Raw genomic sequence first — 17060 nt, 5'->3', positions numbered from 1 at the left:
ATCCACCGGGATGACCATGCTCAACGCGATCGGATCTTCGCTGGTTGCTGTAACGGCATTTGGCCTCACGACAGCGCTCAGCTACGCGTTTTCGGGCCTGGTCGACTGGCCACTTGCGGCTTTGTTCGTCGCCGGCGGTGTCGTCGGCGGGCTCCTGGGGAGCCGCGCCGCAGTTCGCCTTGCCGGGCATAAGGGCGCCCTCAACGTCGCTTTCGCCGGTCTGGTCCTCGTGGTTGCTGTCTACATGGCGGCGAACACCTTCTCCTCGGTGCTGAAGGGGGCATAGCATACCCCGTCTTCACGCACCTGGCCGACAATACCGGCTTGGCACCATCGGAGGTCCACCGGCGCCAAGTCACGTTCAACCCTGCAGTAAGGAGATCAATGGCAAAAGCTGCCCTGCCCCTGGCCGTCGATGATCTTGTGTGCCGAGCAATTGCCGGCAGGTCCCGCTTGGCGGCGCCATTGCGGCGGACCACGAGCAGCTCAATATAATGATCTAGGTCAAGAAGATAACACGGGCCATCCGATAAGGTACGGCAGGAGGAACAGAAAATGGCTCACGTCGTCGTTCTGGGTGCCGGTCTTGGCGGCACCATTATGGCCTACGAGTTGCGCGATGCGCTGGGTATCGGCCACCGGGTTTCGGTGGTCAACAAGGGCACCAAGTTCAGCTTCGTGCCGTCTAATCCATGGGTTGCCGTGGGCTGGCGTAACCGCGATGACGTCGAGGTCGACCTTGTCGAGGTTTTCGCGCGGCGCCATATCGACTTCTTTCCGCAGGGCGCCGAGCGGGTGCATCCTGAACAGAAGCGGGTGACCTTGTCAGACGGCGAGGAACTCGCCTACGACTATCTGGTCATCGCCACCGGCCCCGAACTCGCGTTCGACGAAATCCCTGGCTTCGGTCCGGACGCGGCAACGCAATCGGTCTGCCACATCGACCATGCGCTTGGCGCCAAGGACGCGTTCGATCGGCTGGTCGCCAATCCGGGGCCGGTCATCATCGGCGCCGTACAGGGCGCGTCATGCTATGGTCCCGCCTATGAGTTCGCCTTCATTCTCGACAAGGCGCTGCGCGATGCCAAGGTGCGCGACCGGGTGCCGATGACCTTCGTCACCGCGGAGCCCTATATCGGCCATCTGGGCCTCGACGGTGTTGGCGATACCAAGGGTCTGCTCGAAAGCGAGATGCGGCAGCGTCACATTCGCTTCGTCACCAATGCCAGGGTCGACAAATTCGAGGACGAAAAGGCTTTCCTCAGCGAAATAGCAGACGACGGCTCCGTACGGCATTCGCAAGAGATCCCATTCGTCTACGCCATGATGCTTCCGGCCTTTCGCGGCGTACCGGCAGTGCGTGGCATCGAAGGCCTGACTAATCCTCGCGGCTTCATCTTGGCAGACCAATACCAGCGCAATCCGACATTCAAGGACGTGTTCTCAATCGGCGTCTGCGTCGCCATCCCCCCGGTTGGCAAGACCCCGGTGCCGGTGGGTGTCCCCAAGACGGGGTTCATGATCGAGTCGATGGTTACCGCTACTGCGCAAAACATCGCTAGCCTGGTTGCAGGCAGGGAGCCGACGGCCATCCCCACCTGGAACGCCGTCTGCCTCGCCGACTTCGGTGATGGCGGCGTGGCCTTCGTGGCCCAACCGCAAATCCCGCCCCGCAACGTCAACTGGTCCGCATCGGGCAAGTGGGTGCACGCCGCCAAAATCGGCTTCGAGAAGTACTTCCTGCACAAGATACGCTCTGGCACAGCCGAGCCATTCTATGAAAAGCTCGCCCTGCAAGTGCTCGGCATCGACAAGCTCCGGGCCGTCAGGCAGGACAAGACCGAAACATGACCCATATCGTCTGTTCGCATTGCGGCGCTACCAACCGGATTCCGGAAGGTAGCGATCTCGCGGCAGGCAAATGCGGCAAATGCGGTCACCAGCTTTTCGAGGGTCAACCGCCGGACGTATCCGCTGCGATCCTCGAAAAGCACATCGCCAAGTCCGACATCCCGGTCCTGGTGGACGTGTGGGCCCCATGGTGCGGCCCCTGCAAGGTGATGGGGCCGCAGTTTGCGGCGGCCGCAAAGCAGGCCGAACCCGGGCTTCGCTTCGTCAAGCTCAACTCCGACGACAATCAGGAGCTGTCGGGGCGGCTCGGCGTTCGGGGCATTCCCACCATGATCATGTTCAGGGGTGGCAAAGAGGTCGCGAGAATTTCCGGAGCCATGTCGAGCAACGACATTCTCAGGTGGACCGGGGACCACGCTGGCTAGAACGCGCCGAAGTTGCGCGCGCAGATGGGCGATCGACGCTGGCCACCAGGCCGTTCCAGAACGCCAAGCTCGTCGCGACCGACGATCGCGAACCGGGGTGCCTAGAACTCGTTCCAGTCCTTGGCGAGAGCAGTGTTGCCCATAACGCGCTGAGCAGATTTAGCCGGTTTGATGGGTTTAACGGGTGTTCGTGGGCTAGCCGGCGGCTCCATGATGGCGTCAATTCGGAACACGTCGACGATCTGGTCGAGTTCGCTGGCCTGAGCTTCGGTCTGCTCAATCGCGGCGTTGGTTTGTTCCACCAAAGCTGCGTTGTGCTGGGTCATTTCGTCCAGCTGGCGCACCGCCACCGAGACCTCTTCAAGGGCAGAAGACTGTTCGCGGTTGGCCTGCGCGATAGAGTCGATCAGGCCAGCGCTCTCTTGTGCGCCCGCCAGGATATCAACCAGGGTTTCGGCCGCCTGACTCACCAGTTTGGAGCCGTTGCGGACCTCGCCAGCGCTCACTTCTATCAGCGTCTTGATTTCCGAGGATGCCTGCGCTGCAGACTGCGCCAGGCGGCGCACCTCAACCGCGACAACGGCAAAACCATTGCCTGCGTCGCCGGCTCTCGCGGCTTCCACCGAGGCATTCAAAGCCAACAAGTTGGTTTGAAAGGCAATGTCATCAATCAGGCCGATGATGCTGGAGATCTTGCCCGACGACATCTCGATTGCTGTCATGGCCGCATTGGCCTCGCTCATGACAGCACCGCCTTCAGTCGCTCTGACAGACACGGTCTGGGCTTTCTCGCTGGCCGTCACCGCGCGGCGCGCATTTTCAACCACCGCAAGCGACAGCTGCTCGATTGCCGCGCTCGTCTCCTCGATCGTTGCGGCCTGCCTCGTGGTGCGATCGGCTAGGTCATTAGAACCGCTTAGAATCTCGCCTGTGGCCGTCTTGAGCGAGCGCGACGTCCGCTGCAATTGGCTGACGATGCCACTCAGCTTGTCCGCAACCGCGTTGGTGTCTTCCTTGATCTGGGTAAATTCGGGCTCGAACTCGGCTGTGATACGGCTCGTCAGATCACCCTCTGCCATGTCCTTGAGCACGTCGCCGGTCAGCGTTACCGCACGGTTGATCCTTTCCTTGGCAGCGTCGTCGGCCGCCTTGGCCTCGCTGCTCAGCTTGTCGAAATACGCGGTGACGCCGATGTCTATGTCGAGCAGCATGGATTTGAGCACGTCCGACAGCGCCGCCGCCATGGCGTCCGCCGACGCCAGCACAGCGGTGGGCTTTGGCGGCTTGCGCCCGAAGCGTGAGGGGGTGGACTGCAACGCATCGGCCGTGGCGTCGTGGATCAATCCGCGGACCAGCGTTTCAAAGATAATGCCGTAGCCCCCGATGTGCCATCGCGGCTCCAGCCCGATCTGGGCGTGTCGCAGACCGACGCGGGTACTCGCGGCGAAATAGTCGTCATCGAACTGGCCGGCGGCAATCGCCTTCCAGTGGCCGATCTGCTTGGATTGGGCGCGATCCATCTGCGGCTTGCCATCAAAGAAGCGAGCCACCACCGGAATCCTCGAAATCTTGGCGTAGAACTTGTCGAGCGCCAGGGGCAAGTGCTTGTCAACGTGAACTTGGACGCTCTCGAGGCGCTGAAGCGCTGCCTCATCGAGGCCGATAAAGTCAAGCCGCCCCTGCAAATCGTGCTGTCTGCCCATCTCGTCACCCCGTTTGTCCACTTCATCTGATCAGCGCGATGTCAGGCTGCCTTGATCTGGATCAATTTTAAAAAAATCTAACGAACATGCCGCTCTTACTGTTCCGCGAATTAGCGGTTGAACGAGGCCTTGGATCGTTGGTTCCGAAGGCCGCGGCCTACTTACTGAGCGGGCCTTGCGGGAACCAGCATGCGGCGGAGAGTCCCGTCATGCAGGATGAAGTGGTGGAACAGGGCCGCGCCGGCATGGAGCACTATGAGCACGATGAAGGCCGGCTTGGCCAATTGGTGGATTTCACCGATTTCGGGGTTAGCGTAGACGGCGAGCAGGCCTGTGGTCGGAACAATCACCAGCAGCAGGTAGAACAGCCAGTGCGTCGCCTTGGCGGCCAGGGCCATGATCGGATTGTCGTCGACCGGCGCTGCAGCACCATTGCGCAGCCGCACGATCAGTCGTGCCGCCACTAGGATCAGGATGGTGATGCCGACCCAATAATGCGCGGTCGCAAGGATGAAATCGCTGGTGCCGATGGTCTCGCCCTCCTCGGCGGCTTCCGTGGCGGTCACCATGCTCTCGCCAAAGACCAGTTGGAACAGCACCAGCGCGGCAATCAGCCAGTGCAGGCCGATCTGGATCGGGGCGTAACCAGCAAATTTTTGTGGGCTCATGTCAGTTTTCTCGGTGTTGGTCGTTGGGCGCCTGCGCGAATGCGCCGATGCCGATTTCGTGCAGAATGCCGTTGCGCCGCAGGGTGAACAGGGCATCGAGCCCCAATTGCTCGGCCAGGACCGGGCCTTCGTGTTCGCCGAGCACCATCAATGCGGTGGCCCAGGCATCTGCGACGGCGCAATGTTCCGCCGTCACCGTGACCGCGCAGACGTGGCCGTCGAGCGGGGCGCCTGTGCGCGGGTCGATAGTGTGGGACACGATCTTGCCGCCCACCGTGCGGAAGTGGCGATAATCGCCAGATGTGGCGATGGCCACGTCGCTGACGGCGAGGGTCCGTGCGAGTTGCCGGTGTTCTCGATCAGGGCGTTCGAGACCCACCAGCCAGCCGGAGCCGTCGGGTTTGGTGCCACAGCCCCGGACTTCGCCGTCGATCGAAACGATGAAGTCCGCTATGCCCTGGGCGATCAACACCTCGGCCAGACAGTCGACGCCATGGCCCTTGGCGATACCGGAGAGGTCAATGCTGACATCCCCATGCCGACGCAGGCGGGAACCAGGGAGGTCCACCTCAACCGCATTTGCCGTCGTCAGCGGCGATACGGCCCGGGCAATGGGGAGGTTGTCTGACTGCGGGTCACTGGCACCAAACCCCCAGGCCTCGACCGCAGCGCCGACGCCGATGTCGAAGGCGCCCCGCGAGGCCTGTCCAATCTGCAGGCCCAACGCGACGACAGCGCAGAGCTGGGGCGCGACCTCGAGCCAGATCCCCCGCGGCATGCGGTTGAGCCGCATGAGATCGCTATCGGCCTTCCACGTCGACATCGTCGCATCCACGGCGTCGACGGCGGCCCGCAGGGCGACCTGCAGACGAGGGTCGGGGTCGGCCGAAAAGAACACCGCGGACCAGCGCGTTCCCATGGTGGGACCGCTCAGCGCCACGCGGTTCGAGGGTTCAATAGACATCTTCGAGATACCGTCCCTTTGCCTTGAGCGCGCTCACCGTTTCGCCCGTCGGAGCAAGGCAGAGGTCGATGCTGGCCCGCACGCCATCGGCCATCTGGCGCCCGCCGCAGACCATGATCTGGGCGCCGCTGGCGACCAGCGCACGGATGGCATCGGCATCGTCACGCAGCCGGTCCTGCACGTAGTGCCCGCCCACGACACGCGAAAATGCCGTGGTGAGGCTGGCTAGTCGGCGATCAACCAGCGCTGCCCGCAACAGCGGCGCGTAGAGAAAGTCAGACGCTGGATCGCGCCCGCCAAAATAGAGATGGTAGGGACGGTGACGTCTGTTGTGGCGGACAAAGCCAGCCAGTGGCGCAATGCCGGTGCCGGCGCCGATCAGGATTACTGGTGCTTTGCCCGTCTGTGGCCGGAACCCGGGATTGTGCTTGACGAAGGCGCTGACGGTTTGCCCGGGCTCGAGGCCATGCAGGAATTCCGAACAGAGGCCACCGGCTTGCTTGCGGACGCAGATCTCGAGCACACCGTCGCGGGTGGACGAGGCCAGTGAATAATAGCGCGGCACCGGATTGCCCGGCGGCACGATGCCGACGAGGTCGCCAGGCTCGAACGCCAATCCGTGGCCGATCCGCATCAGCCGCTGCAACCAGTTACGGCGGTCATCGGGCAGCGCAAAGCGCAGCACCGTCGTCGGCGCCTGCACTTCCATGCCGAAATCGGCGCGATCGAGTAGCACTAGGTCGGTTGTCGCTGGCAGCGTCGGCACATGTTCGAGCGTCAGCGCGTGGCCGAGTTGCTGCCCCAGTGCCTGCCCCCATTGGGCAAAGCTCTGGGCCGACTGCCGGTCAACCGAGGCAAACGGCAGCATGGCGGGAACAGCCCTGGCGCGCAGAGCTGCATCGACCTGTTCAGCGAAACGACAGAAATTGGCAAAGCTGCGATCGCCAAAGCCGAGAACGGCAAATCGCAATCCTGGCTGAATCTGCAGGTGCTGCAGCCGGGCAAGGAATTGGCTGGCCGACGCTGGCGCCGTGCCATCGCCATAGGTTGCCGTCAACACCAACAATTGGTCGGCTGAGGAATAGCTTTCTGCCAGCCCATTCATCGGCGCGACATGAACCTTGTGGCCGGCCAGCGCCAATTGCTGCTGCAAGGTGGCGGCAAAGCCCCAGGTGGAATTGCCCTCGCTGCCAACCAGGATGACCGTATCGGCATGGCGGGCGCCAACATTGCCGACGATACGTGGCTGGTTGCGGCGGCGCATCCACCAGACCAGCGTCCCCGTGACGGCCAGAGCGGGCACGCAGAGCGATGCCATGCCCAGCAAGGCACCGAACCACCATAGGCCCTGGCCGGTATGGAGCATGTAGATGGCTTCATAGACAGACTGGCCGAGGCTGTTCGGCGTGAAGGCAAGCAGCGCGCCGCTGGCCTGGTCGACATAGCCCTGCCCGCTTGAGGTGACGAGCGTAAAGACGTCCGTTGGATCGCCGGAGTATGGAAAGATCAGCTCGCGCAGATCGCCCAGCCGCAGGTCCTGCAGGGCCGCAAGCGAGGCAATGGCGGCCGGCGTGCCGCCATCGACCGCGCTTGGAAATCCGGCCAGCGTCCCACTGGTGTCCCCGATCAGGCCGAAGCTGTTGAGCGACATGACGGCGCCGGTGAGGCCGCTGACGATCAGGCCGACGATGGCAAGGCGCGCCAGTTCAACATGCAGCCGGTGCGACCAGGTGCCCTTGGCGGAGGCCAGCAGTTTACGCCAGCCACCCAGTCTATTGGCCAGCAGCATGAGCCCGCTGACCGACAGCACCACCATAGCAAGGGCGCACAGGCCAGCCGCGAGCCGGCCATTCATGCCCAGAAACATCGAGCGATGCAGTTCGGTGAAGAAGGCAAAGAAAGCGGACGGGACATAGTCACCCAGGACCGCGCCGCTCGCCGGGTCAATGGACGCCGCCGCGGCGCCTTGTCCCGCATCGTAGTAGGCCGTAACCGCCCCGGAAGCCGAATGCACGATGCGCTCGACGCCCACCAGATTGCTGGACACGGCCTGAGCCAAGTCCGCCACGCTGATCCCCACAGCTGCGGGTGCCCGCGCGTGGTCGAGCACCGGCTGCAGCGACAAGACCACGCCGGTGATGGCCATGAAGGCGATGATCAGGCCGGCGAACAGGCCCGGCAGCGAATGAAGGCGGCGCAACATGGACCTGATCCGATCAGAAGGTGACCCTGAGGGCGGCGACATAGCCATTGCCCGCCACAACCTGACCGGAGGTCGCGCTGTTGAGCGGCAGCACCACATCGTCGCGGTTCTCTGCGCCGCCCTCGACCGCGCTATCGACGTGAATTGTGTAGCCGGCGTCGATCAGCGCATCGGCAATGGTGATGCCCACCTCGATGGTGCGGCCGCTGCCGACGCTGGCGCCGGTTATGCCGTCGATGCGCTCGTTGGTATTGGAGATGCCCCGGATCCAGCCGCGCAGGTGGCGGTAGTAACTGCTGCGCCCACCCGCCACCCACAGCGTCGAGTCATAGCTGCCGTCGGGCTTGGCAAGATAGACCGCCAGATACGCAGGCGGGCCCTGGTAGCTGGCGGTCTGGATGGCGAGGGTAGCGTCCTTGGCATAGGCGAGGCCCGGCGCCGAGAGCGCAGTGGCAAGCAGCAGGATGGCGGTGAGTTTCTTCATGGCAATGGTCGTCCGGAAGGATTGACGTTGCCGCCTTGTGCCATGCCATGCTGACGCCAGCCTGAAGACCACACAAAGATGCGTTCAGCTTGCTGTCAGGTTCAGGTTATAAGGCTGCATCGGGGGTAACCATCGCTTGCGTATCCTGCTGATCGAAGACGACCATGTGCTTGGCGCTGCCATCCGCGACCATATTGCCGCCGACGGCCATGGGGTGGACTGGATGCGTCGTCTCGACGATGCGCAGGCCGCCATCGACAGCGTGGCCTATCAACTGATCCTGCTCGACCTCAACCTGCCCGACGGGCGTGGTCTCGACCTGTTGCGGCGGCTGCGGGCTTCGGGCAGCGCCGTGCCGGTCATCATCACCACGGCACAGGACCAGATTGCGGTGCGCATCGAAGGCCTTAATGCCGGGGCCGACGACTATCTGGTCAAGCCGTTTGACCTCAGCGAAATGAGCGCCAGGCTTGCCGCAGTGGCGAGGCGCTACTCAGGCAATCCCGCACCACTGATCACCGTGGGCGATGCCAGCATCAACACGGCAACCCGTGAAGTCGTCACACGTGGTCGCCCGGTTGTGTTGACGGCGCGCGAATGGGCGGTGCTCGATCGCCTGCTAACACGTCGCGGCGCAATCGTGGCCAAGGCCGAGATCGAGGATTCTCTTTATGCCTTTGGGGCGGAAATCGAAAGCAATGCAGTCGAGGTCTATGTCAGTCGCCTGCGCAAGAAGCTGGGCAAGCAAGCGGTGACCACGCTGCGCGGCCTGGGTTATCAGGTGCCAGTGTGAGGCGGCCCTGGTCGATCGCGCTGCGGCTCGCTCTCTGGCTGAGCCTGGGGACCGGTCTGTTCTGGCTGGGCGCCGCCGCCATCTCCTCGGCCGTGCTGCAGCACGAATTGCAGGAGGCTTTCGACGAAACCCTTAGCCAGAGTGCGATCCGCCTGCTCCCGCTGGCCTTGCATGATTTGCGTGAGCCAGGCGAGCGACACGGCCCGATCGAGGCCATAGATGACCGCGATGCAGCCGCCTTCACCTATTTCGTCCACGATGGTGCCGGCAACGTCATCATCCGCGCCGATGACGCGCCAGAAGGCATCAACGTGGTTCCGACCGCCGAGGGCTATTTCGAGCTTGACGGCAAGCGAGCCTATGCAATCACCGACCTCCGCAGCGGGCTCGGTATAGTCGTACTGGAAATGACGACCCATCGCCAGGAAGCACTCGGGGATGCAGCCAGCGCGTTGTTCTGGCCGCTGGCTGGTTTGCTGCCGCTGATCGCCGTCGGCATCTGGATTGCCGTGCGCCTGGGAATGCGACCCTTGCGCACCTTTGCTCGTGATGTTGCCCTTCGCGACGAAACCAACCTGTCGCCACTCAACGCCGATGGTCAGCCGGCCGAACTGGCCCCAATCGCGCGGGAAGTGGCGGCCCTGCTTGATCGGCTCAAAAGCGCCATGGAATCTGAGCGCAGTTTTGCCGCCAACAGTGCGCACGAATTGCGCACGCCGATTGCTGGCGCACTCGCCCAGACCCAGCGGCTCGCTTTGGAACTCGGCGATCATCCCGCTCGCCAGCGCGTGCGAGACGTGGAGCTATCCCTCAATCATCTGTCGCAACTATCGGAGAACCTGCTGCAGCTTGCCCGCCTCGAGGCTGGGTTCGCCCGCTCTGATGCACTCGTCGACATTCGCCCCGTGCTCGAACTGGTCGTGCGCGATTTCCAGACCGCGCAAGCGACGACTGGGCGAGTCCGCATGGAGGGTATTGGCGGAGTTGATCTTAGGGCACCGGTAACCGCCGACGCTGTTGCTATTGTGTTGCGCAACGTGATCCAGAACGCCTTGGCGCACGGATCGACCGGAGGCGTGGTTGAGGTGAAGTCATCACCCGGTCCCACGATCACCGTGCTCAATCGTGGGCCAGTGGTCGCACCGGACGTGCTGGCGCAACTCGGCACGCGCTTCACCCGGGGCGACACCAGCGCTACCGGCACTGGCCTGGGTCTCGCCATCGTCAAGGCCATCATGGATCAGGTCGGTGCGCGGGTAACCCTGGCATCCCCCATTCCGGGCCAAACCGAGGGTTTTGAGGTTACGCTGGATTTTAGTAAGGCACGATGACGGGGAGCAACCCGTGAGCACGATTTGTGCGCGTCTCCCGGCGGCCAATACGAGGTCACCTTACCATTGTGGGAAACCGCACTTCCACAACAACGACTCCCAATTCACGGAAACCAGATGACGCTTCCCTATCAATCCGCCCACGAAGAAGTCCATTTCATCAACCGCGCCGGATGGCTGCGCGCCGCAGTGCTGGGCGCCAATGATGGGATCGTCTCCGTCTCTTCCCTGATCGTCGGCGTTGCCGCTGCCGACCCCGGCCCTGGTGCTATCCTTGTCGCCGGGATGGCCGGACTTGCCGCCGGCGCCATGTCGATGGCCGCCGGAGAGTATGTCTCTGTCAGCTCACAATCTGATATCGAACATGCCGACATTTTGCGCGAAAAGCGGGCGTTGATTGACACGCCAGCAGAAGAAGAAGCAGAGCTCGCCTCGATCTATGAGTCCAGGGGGCTATCGCCAGCCACGGCTGCGTTGGTCGCGAGAGAGCTGACCGAAAAGGACGCCTTGGGGGCCCACGTGCGCGATGAGCTTGGCTTGACCGAGGTGCATTCGGCCAATCCGCTGCAAGCCGCCTTTGCCTCCGGCCTGACCTTTACTGGCGCCGCTGCTCTGCCGCTGGTGGCCGCTGTTCTTTCACCCTCTGACAAAATCATCCCGGTCGTGGTCATCACCACCTTGGTCTGCCTAGCAGGACTTGGAACGCTTGGCGCCTATGCCGGTGGCGCCCCAAAGTTGCGCCCGACCGCACGCGTCTTGTTCTGGGGTGCGGCGGCGATGGCCATTACCGCAGGGGTTGGGCGCATTTTCGGGTTGAACCTCTAGGCGATCCAAGGTCACAGTCCGCAGGCGTGAACGCTTGACGCAGGTCAAATTCGATCCAGCAAAGCGTGCGACACCAAGGCTCCGGCGGCGATTTGGCTTGCCGGCCCGAAGCCCCCGACGAAATGAACCAAACGCCAGTATCCCTGACCGTCGAGACGCCCGTGCCCTGCCGGGGTTGCCATGCTCGGCACAAGGGGCTTTGCGGTGCGCTGAATGCCGCCGAACTCACCGCCCTGTCGCGCTACACACGCGTGGTCAAGCACCTGGCGGGGTCCGAAATTGCCGGCGAAGAGACCGAGATATACAACTACGCCAACGTCATGAGCGGCGTCATCAAGCTGTCGCGCGTTCTCGAGGACGGACGGCAGCAGGTCATCGGATTGAAATTCTCACCCGACTTCATGGGGCGCATTTACGGCACCGACAACATCGTTGCCGTCCGGGCCGCTTCCGATGTCGAGCTTTGCCAGATCCCAAAAAAGGTATTGGAGGTTCTGGTCGAAACCAACAGGGCGTTGGAACGGCGGCTGATGATCCAGACGCTGAGGGAACTGGACGAAGCACGCGAATGGATGGTCACGCTAGGGCGCAAAACTGCCTCGGAACGGCTCGCCAGTTGCCTGTACCTGATCGCCTTGCATATTGATCCCAGCATCGACATTGGGGAGGGCACGGCCATCGAGTATGACCTGCCGCTGACGCGGGCCGACATCGCGGACTTCCTCGGCCTGTCGCTGGAGACGGTTTCGCGCCAGATGACCCTGCTGCGCAAAAGCGGCGTGATCCAGATTACCCGCAAGCGCCATATCGAGATCGGCGACGTCGACAAATTGCGCAAGCTGTGCGGCTGACTCAAACGGCGCGCGAATACCTGGCGCTGTCGCCCACGAGATAGGCGTCGAATTTCGAGGCGAGTGTGCGCACGAACGGCCTGCCCCGCTCGGTAATTTCCATCGCACCCGGCAGCAGCCTCACCAGTCCGTCGCCATCGGCCAGGCCGATGGCAATTGCCTCGCCTATGACCTCTTCGGCGTCCGCCCCGAACGCCGCGCGCAGCGAGGAGAAATCGAGCGCGAAGTCGCACATCAGGCGTTCGATCACATGTCCTCGGATAACGTCATCGCCGGCGAAGGCGACGCCGCGAGCAATGACACCTACCCCGTTCAGGGCTCGCTGCTGATAGTCATGGGTGGCCACGACATTCTGCACATAACCCTGCGGCAGCTTACCGATGGCGGAGGCCCCCAAGCCGATCAGCGCGTCGTGACGATCAGCGGTATAGCCCTGGAAGTTGCGCTGCAGGCGCCCCTGCCCGTAGGCGATCGCGAGGCTGTCGTGCGGGAGGGCGAAGTGGTCCATGCCGATCGGCAGATATCCAGCCGCCAGAAACACCGCCGCTGCGGCTTCCGCCTGTTCGAAGCGGGCCGGCCCGTCCGGCAGTGCCGCTTCATCGATCATCGTCTGGTGTTTCTTCATCCACGGCACGTGCGCATAGCCGAACAACGCCACGCGATCGGGCCGCAGCGAGGCGACCTGCGTAGCGGTCACCACGGCCCCCGCCACGGTCTGGTGTGGAAGGCCATAGAGCATATCGATGTTGACGGACCTGACGCCCCGGCTGCGGACTGCCAGCACGACATGCTGGGTCTGCGTGAAGGTCTGCTCACGATTGATCGCAGCCTGGACGATCGGGTCGAAATCCTGAACGCCAATGCTGGCCCTGGTCATGCCGGCCAGTGCCCAGGCATCGAAGCGGGCTTCATCCATGTCGTTGGGATCGAGCTCCACACTGAATTCGGCCTCTGGCCGCACCTTGAAGGCCCGGCGGATCCGCGCCGTCATGTCGGCGATATCGGATGGCCGGAGCAGCGAGGGCGAGCCACCTCCCCAGTGCAACGCGGTGACCTTGCCGCCTCCAGCCATGGCACCGACTCGATCGACCTCAGCCTGCAAAGCCAGCAGGTAACGCGTTACCGGGTCGTAGCGGTTGACCTGCTTGGTATGGCAGCCGCAGAACCAGCATAGTCGGTCACAGAACGGCAGATGCAGGTAAAGCGACAGGCTGGCTTGCTCGGGCAGATCCGCCAGCCATGTAGCGTATGTGGCGTCGTCGATCCCGGCATGAAAATGCGGCGCGGTCGGATAGCTGGTGTAGCGCGGAACCGGTTTGCTGAATTTCTCGACGAGACTGGTCATGTGAGGTCCTGTGGCTTGGACCTGCGATAGCGGAAAAGCCCCGGCCGCTCCTTGACCCAGGTCAAGCTGGCGTCACGGCATGTCGTCATCCAGCAATATCCTTTGGCCGGCGCCATCCAGATCATCGTATTGCCCGCTTCGAACGGCCCAGAGGAACGTCGCCAGGGCCAGCGCACCCAGGCCGATTGCCACCGGGATCAGAATCAAAAGTCCGCTCATGTCCGCACTTTCCGGTATTGGTCCGAGAGGGGCCCGCTGCGCCTGGCGCCAAGGCGTAGCCGCATCGCATTGAGAACCACCAGGATCGAGGAGGAGGACATGGCGAGCGCGGCGACCAATGGGGTAACATGGCCGGTTATTGCCAGCGGCAGCACCAGGGCATTGTAGGCGACCGAGATCGCCAGGTTCTGCCGGACCAGCATATCCGCGCGGCGCGCGACCCTGACGAGGAGCGGCACACCATTGAGCCGCTGGTTGGTCAGGATGAAGTCCGCCGCCGCCCTGCCGATATCGGTGGCGCTGGAGGGCGCGACCGATACATGAGCGGAGCGCAGCGCCGGGGCATCGTTGATGCCGTCGCCGACCATCAGATAGGGCTGGCCGTCCCGACTGCCCGCCTCAAGGATCCGCTGCTTGCCCTCCGGTGCCAGGCCGGCGCTGAACTTTTCGATGCCCGTCGCCGCTGCGACCGCCACTACCGGGCCGAGCTGGTCGCCGGACAGAATCTCCACCGGAAGCCCTAGCCGTTCAAGAGCGGCAACAGTTTCGCGGGCATCGGCCCGAACCGCATCGGCAAATTTGAAGCAGCCGACCACCTCGCCATCGGCAGCCAGCCAGATCCGGCTATTGTCATCAACCGTCTTGTCCATGCCGGCGCCACAGAGGTCGGCACTACCCAGACGCCAGTTTCCCTGCGCGTTGGTGGCGGTTATGCCCATGCCGGGATGCTCGACGACGTCGCCCCCAAAGGTGATCGGATGGGGCGAAGCCTGTGCCAGAGCGACCGACAGGGGATGGCCGCTGCGGGCCGCAATCCCGGCGGCGAAATCCAGGATGCTGGAATCGCCGAGCTCCTGGGACAGGAAGCTGACATTGCCGGTGGTCAGCGTGCCGGTCTTGTCGAAAGCCACCCGCTTGACGGCGGCCAGGCGTTCGAGCGCCGATCCATCGCGCATGACGATACCGTTCTCGAACAGCAGTCCGGACGCGATGACGTGCACGATGGGCACCGCGAGGGCCAGCGCGCAGGGACAGGTGATGATGAGAACCGCTACCGCGTTGAGCAGCGCAGCGTGCCAGCCGGCGCCCAGCACGATCCAGCCGACGAAGGTGGCGCCCGCCGTGACGTGAACGACGGGAGCGTAGAGGCGGGCCGCACGATCGGCGATGCGCCGATATGCGGTCCGGGTGTTCTCCGCGGCTTCCATCAGGGCCTGCATCCGCGACAGGAACGAGTCGTCGGACTTGCGCAAAGCCGCCACCGTGAGCGCGGCCGACAGGTTCATGGCGCCGGCGGGCAGGTCCACGTCCGGGCTGGCGGCCAGCGGCATCGATTCGCCGGTGACAACAGCCATGTCGACGGGCCCCTCGCCTGAGAGGACCCGGCAATCGACCGGCACCCGGTCGCCAGCGCGCAGTAGCAGCGCCATTCCGGGTTCGATCTCCACCAGGCGGACGAATGCCAGCGAGCCATCGGCGAGGATCGTGTGTGCGCCCCGGGGTGACAGGCGGGCGAGGTTTTCCACCGAACTCCTGGCTTTGACGCGCATCATATGATCGAGCGAGCGTCCCACCAAAAGGAAGAACAGCAGCATGGTGGATGCATCGAAATAGGCGTGTTCGCCAGAGGTTATGGTCTCGAACAGGCTGAGCGCGGTGGTCAGCGTCACCCCGATGCTGATCGGCACGTCCATGTTGGTGCGGCCCGCGCGCAGGGCCGAAAATGCGGAACGGAAGAATGGCTGGCCGGCATAAAGAATGGCGGGCAAGGCGATCAGCGCGGAAATCCAGTGAAACAGGTTGCGCGTCGGCTCGTCGGCGCCGGCCCAGATAGAGACCGAGAACAGCATGATGTTGCCCGCAGCGAACCCCGCCACCGCGGTTGCGCGCAAGAGATCGCGGAATGCCGGGTCGCCGTCGCCATGGTCGTGGTCAACGGGATAGGTCCGGTAGCCTGCCCTCGTCACCGCGCTGACGAGCGCGACGGGGTCCAAACTGCTCGCGTATTCCACGCGAACATGCCGGCGAGACAGGTTCACGCGCGCGGTGACGACGCCCGGAACATCGCACAGGCTGTGTTCGATGCTGTCGATACAGGTCGCGCAATAGGCGTCGGGCACTGCCAGGACAAGGACGGACTGGCCCTCTGCCCCGGCCCTGGCGAACTCGCCGAGATCGGCGTTTCCAGTTTGGACGTGTGGGGGCGCGACCTCGCCTGCCAGGCTCATTTGACCGAGAACCGCCGTTGAAACTCTACCCGGCCGTGCGGCGTGGGGTCGGCGACCACGATGGCGTCCCAGCTACCGGATGGCAGGGGCATTGCCGCCGAATAGGTGCCGTCTGCGTTCAAGGCCATGGCCGAAGTCTGGTCGTCGTGCCCCCCGACCGGGCGCTGCACGGTCAGGGTCACGGCCCCCAGGTTCAGCGGCGAGCCGTCACGGTCGAGGATCGCGAAGCGAACCTGACCGGCATCAAAGGCGAATTCGAACTGCCATCCAAGAGCCTTCTGTTCGGCCATGAGTTTCTGGGTCGCATCGAATTTCTGGCTCTCGACGTAGCTGTTCTCGACAACCAGACCGGTCCAGGTGCGGGAGGAGGAATAGGCCATGTAGCCGTTGACCCCGATGACCACTGCAAAGAATGACAGGGTGATCGCCAGCATGTGCCGGCCGGTGAAGGGTTTGGCGAGCTCGCTCATGGTGCCACCTCTGGGGTTTCGAACCGGACCTTGGTTTCGGCGCTGTATTGGCCATCGAGGCTTTTGACCACCATGGTGAAGTCGGTCATGGCCGCCAGGCCTTCGGCCGCTGTCCGCACGAAGACCCGGACCGGCAGGACCAGATCCGGCTGGACCGCGAAGCGGAGCTCATCCTTGCTGGTCGCGGATGCTCCTGGCTCCATAATGGTGGCGCCGGGCAGACCAACCACGCTCAAGATCATCTCTTGCGGCTGCGACGTCATGTTGAGGATTTTCACCGCATAGCCGTTCTGGACCGACCCGTCCTTGAGCACCACGAAGAGGGGATTGCGATCGTGCAGGACGTTGATGCCGACCGGGGAGCGCAGGGAGAGGGCTACCAGCATGCCGACGCCGATCGCCGCCCACAGGGCCAGGTAGACGGCCGAGCGCGGGCGCAGCACGGATCTCCAGTTGGTGTGCTTGACCTGATCGACCAGCTTGCCGGTGGCCGGGCTTCTCACCAGTTTGGGCGAAATCTGGCCGGATGCGGCGCCGGCCAGCGCCATGTTGAGATTGTAATCGTTGAGGGTTGCATAGGAAATCAGGCCGCGTTCCTTGCCCAGCTTGTCCATGACGTCGTCGCAGGCATCGATGCACAGGGCGCAGGTGATGCATTCGAGTTGCTGGCCGTCGCGGATATCGATCCCCATCGGGCAGA

The 17060-nt window shown here is 63.4% G+C and carries 17 protein-coding genes; 7 read left to right on the top strand and 10 right to left on the bottom strand.

What is annotated here, in order from left to right:
- The 3 genes from ABIT12_RS13260 to trxC form a co-directional block, all read left to right on the top strand.
- Positions 1-286 (top strand): TSUP family transporter (locus ABIT12_RS13260; RefSeq protein WP_348045222.1); only part of this gene is annotated, 286 nt, incomplete at its 5' end.
- A 269-nt stretch (positions 287-555) separates the two neighbouring features.
- Positions 556-1851: an FAD-dependent oxidoreductase gene (locus ABIT12_RS13255; protein WP_348045220.1), complete on the top strand. Its 1296-nt coding sequence runs from the start codon at positions 556-558 to the stop codon at positions 1849-1851.
- Complete coding sequence (gene trxC / locus ABIT12_RS13250; protein ID WP_348045218.1) at positions 1848-2276, top strand: thioredoxin TrxC; 429 nt, start codon at positions 1848-1850, stop codon at positions 2274-2276. Before ABIT12_RS13255 ends, trxC begins: the two co-directional genes overlap by 4 nt.
- 101 nt (positions 2277-2377) lie before the next feature.
- On the opposite strand, the gene ABIT12_RS13245 is transcribed toward trxC, so the two are convergent.
- The 5 genes from ABIT12_RS13245 to ABIT12_RS13225 all read right to left on the bottom strand — a co-directional run bounded on the left by ABIT12_RS13245 (position 2378) and on the right by ABIT12_RS13225 (position 8298).
- Positions 2378-3979, bottom strand: a complete 1602-nt coding sequence (locus ABIT12_RS13245; protein ID WP_348045216.1) for a methyl-accepting chemotaxis protein — start codon at positions 3977-3979, stop codon at positions 2378-2380.
- Between the two features lie 161 nt (positions 3980-4140).
- Positions 4141-4647: a cytochrome b gene (locus ABIT12_RS13240; protein WP_348045214.1), complete on the bottom strand. Its 507-nt coding sequence runs from the start codon at positions 4645-4647 to the stop codon at positions 4141-4143.
- Between the two features lies 1 nt (position 4648).
- Complete coding sequence (locus tag ABIT12_RS13235; protein ID WP_348045212.1) at positions 4649-5611, bottom strand: FAD:protein FMN transferase; 963 nt, start codon at positions 5609-5611, stop codon at positions 4649-4651.
- Complete coding sequence (locus ABIT12_RS13230) at positions 5601-7814, bottom strand: PepSY domain-containing protein (RefSeq protein ID WP_348045210.1); 2214 nt, start codon at positions 7812-7814, stop codon at positions 5601-5603. The genes ABIT12_RS13235 and ABIT12_RS13230 overlap by 11 nt, the downstream gene beginning before the upstream one ends.
- A gap of 13 nt (positions 7815-7827) precedes the next feature.
- Entirely contained in the window at positions 7828-8298 is a 471-nt protein-coding gene (locus ABIT12_RS13225; RefSeq protein ID WP_348045208.1) for a DUF2271 domain-containing protein, read from the bottom strand.
- A gap of 136 nt (positions 8299-8434) precedes the next feature.
- Here ABIT12_RS13225 and ABIT12_RS13220 point away from each other — a divergent pair, with 136 nt between their 5' ends.
- The 4 genes from ABIT12_RS13220 (at position 8435) to ABIT12_RS13205 (ending at position 12098) form a co-directional block, all read left to right on the top strand.
- Complete coding sequence (locus ABIT12_RS13220) at positions 8435-9091, top strand: response regulator transcription factor (protein ID WP_348045206.1); 657 nt, start codon at positions 8435-8437, stop codon at positions 9089-9091.
- Positions 9088-10422 carry an ATP-binding protein gene (locus ABIT12_RS13215; RefSeq protein WP_348045204.1) on the top strand — a complete coding sequence of 445 codons (1335 nt, stop codon included), beginning with the start codon at positions 9088-9090 and terminating at the stop codon, positions 10420-10422. Before ABIT12_RS13220 ends, ABIT12_RS13215 begins: the two co-directional genes overlap by 4 nt.
- Positions 10423-10539: 117 nt before the next feature.
- A complete protein-coding gene (locus tag ABIT12_RS13210; RefSeq protein WP_348045224.1) occupies positions 10540-11247 on the top strand; it encodes a VIT family protein in 708 nt (235 codons plus the stop codon).
- A gap of 122 nt (positions 11248-11369) precedes the next feature.
- Positions 11370-12098, top strand: a complete 729-nt coding sequence (locus ABIT12_RS13205) for a Crp/Fnr family transcriptional regulator (RefSeq protein ID WP_348045202.1) — start codon at positions 11370-11372, stop codon at positions 12096-12098.
- A 1-nt stretch (position 12099) separates the two neighbouring features.
- On the opposite strand, the gene hemN is transcribed toward ABIT12_RS13205, so the two are convergent.
- From hemN to ABIT12_RS13180, 5 genes are all read right to left on the bottom strand, one after another.
- Positions 12100-13443: an oxygen-independent coproporphyrinogen III oxidase gene (gene hemN / locus ABIT12_RS13200; protein WP_348045200.1), complete on the bottom strand. Its 1344-nt coding sequence runs from the start codon at positions 13441-13443 to the stop codon at positions 12100-12102.
- Between the two features lie 72 nt (positions 13444-13515).
- Complete coding sequence (gene ccoS, locus ABIT12_RS13195; RefSeq protein WP_348045198.1) at positions 13516-13662, bottom strand: cbb3-type cytochrome oxidase assembly protein CcoS; 147 nt, start codon at positions 13660-13662, stop codon at positions 13516-13518.
- Positions 13659-15890, bottom strand: a complete 2232-nt coding sequence (locus tag ABIT12_RS13190) for a heavy metal translocating P-type ATPase (RefSeq protein ID WP_348045196.1) — start codon at positions 15888-15890, stop codon at positions 13659-13661. The genes ccoS and ABIT12_RS13190 overlap by 4 nt, the downstream gene beginning before the upstream one ends.
- Positions 15887-16360: a FixH family protein gene (locus tag ABIT12_RS13185; protein WP_348045194.1), complete on the bottom strand. Its 474-nt coding sequence runs from the start codon at positions 16358-16360 to the stop codon at positions 15887-15889. Before ABIT12_RS13185 ends, ABIT12_RS13190 begins: the two co-directional genes overlap by 4 nt.
- On the bottom strand, positions 16357-17060 hold a 704-nt coding region (locus tag ABIT12_RS13180), incomplete at its 5' end, for a FixG Ig-like domain-containing protein (protein WP_348045192.1). The genes ABIT12_RS13185 and ABIT12_RS13180, both read right to left, overlap by 4 nt.

The organism is Devosia sp., from assembly GCF_039927955.1.
Taxonomy (GTDB): Bacteria; Pseudomonadota; Alphaproteobacteria; order Rhizobiales; family Devosiaceae; genus Devosia.
Note: the sequence above shows the minus strand (reverse complement) of the source record. Positions and strands in the feature narration are given on the sequence as shown.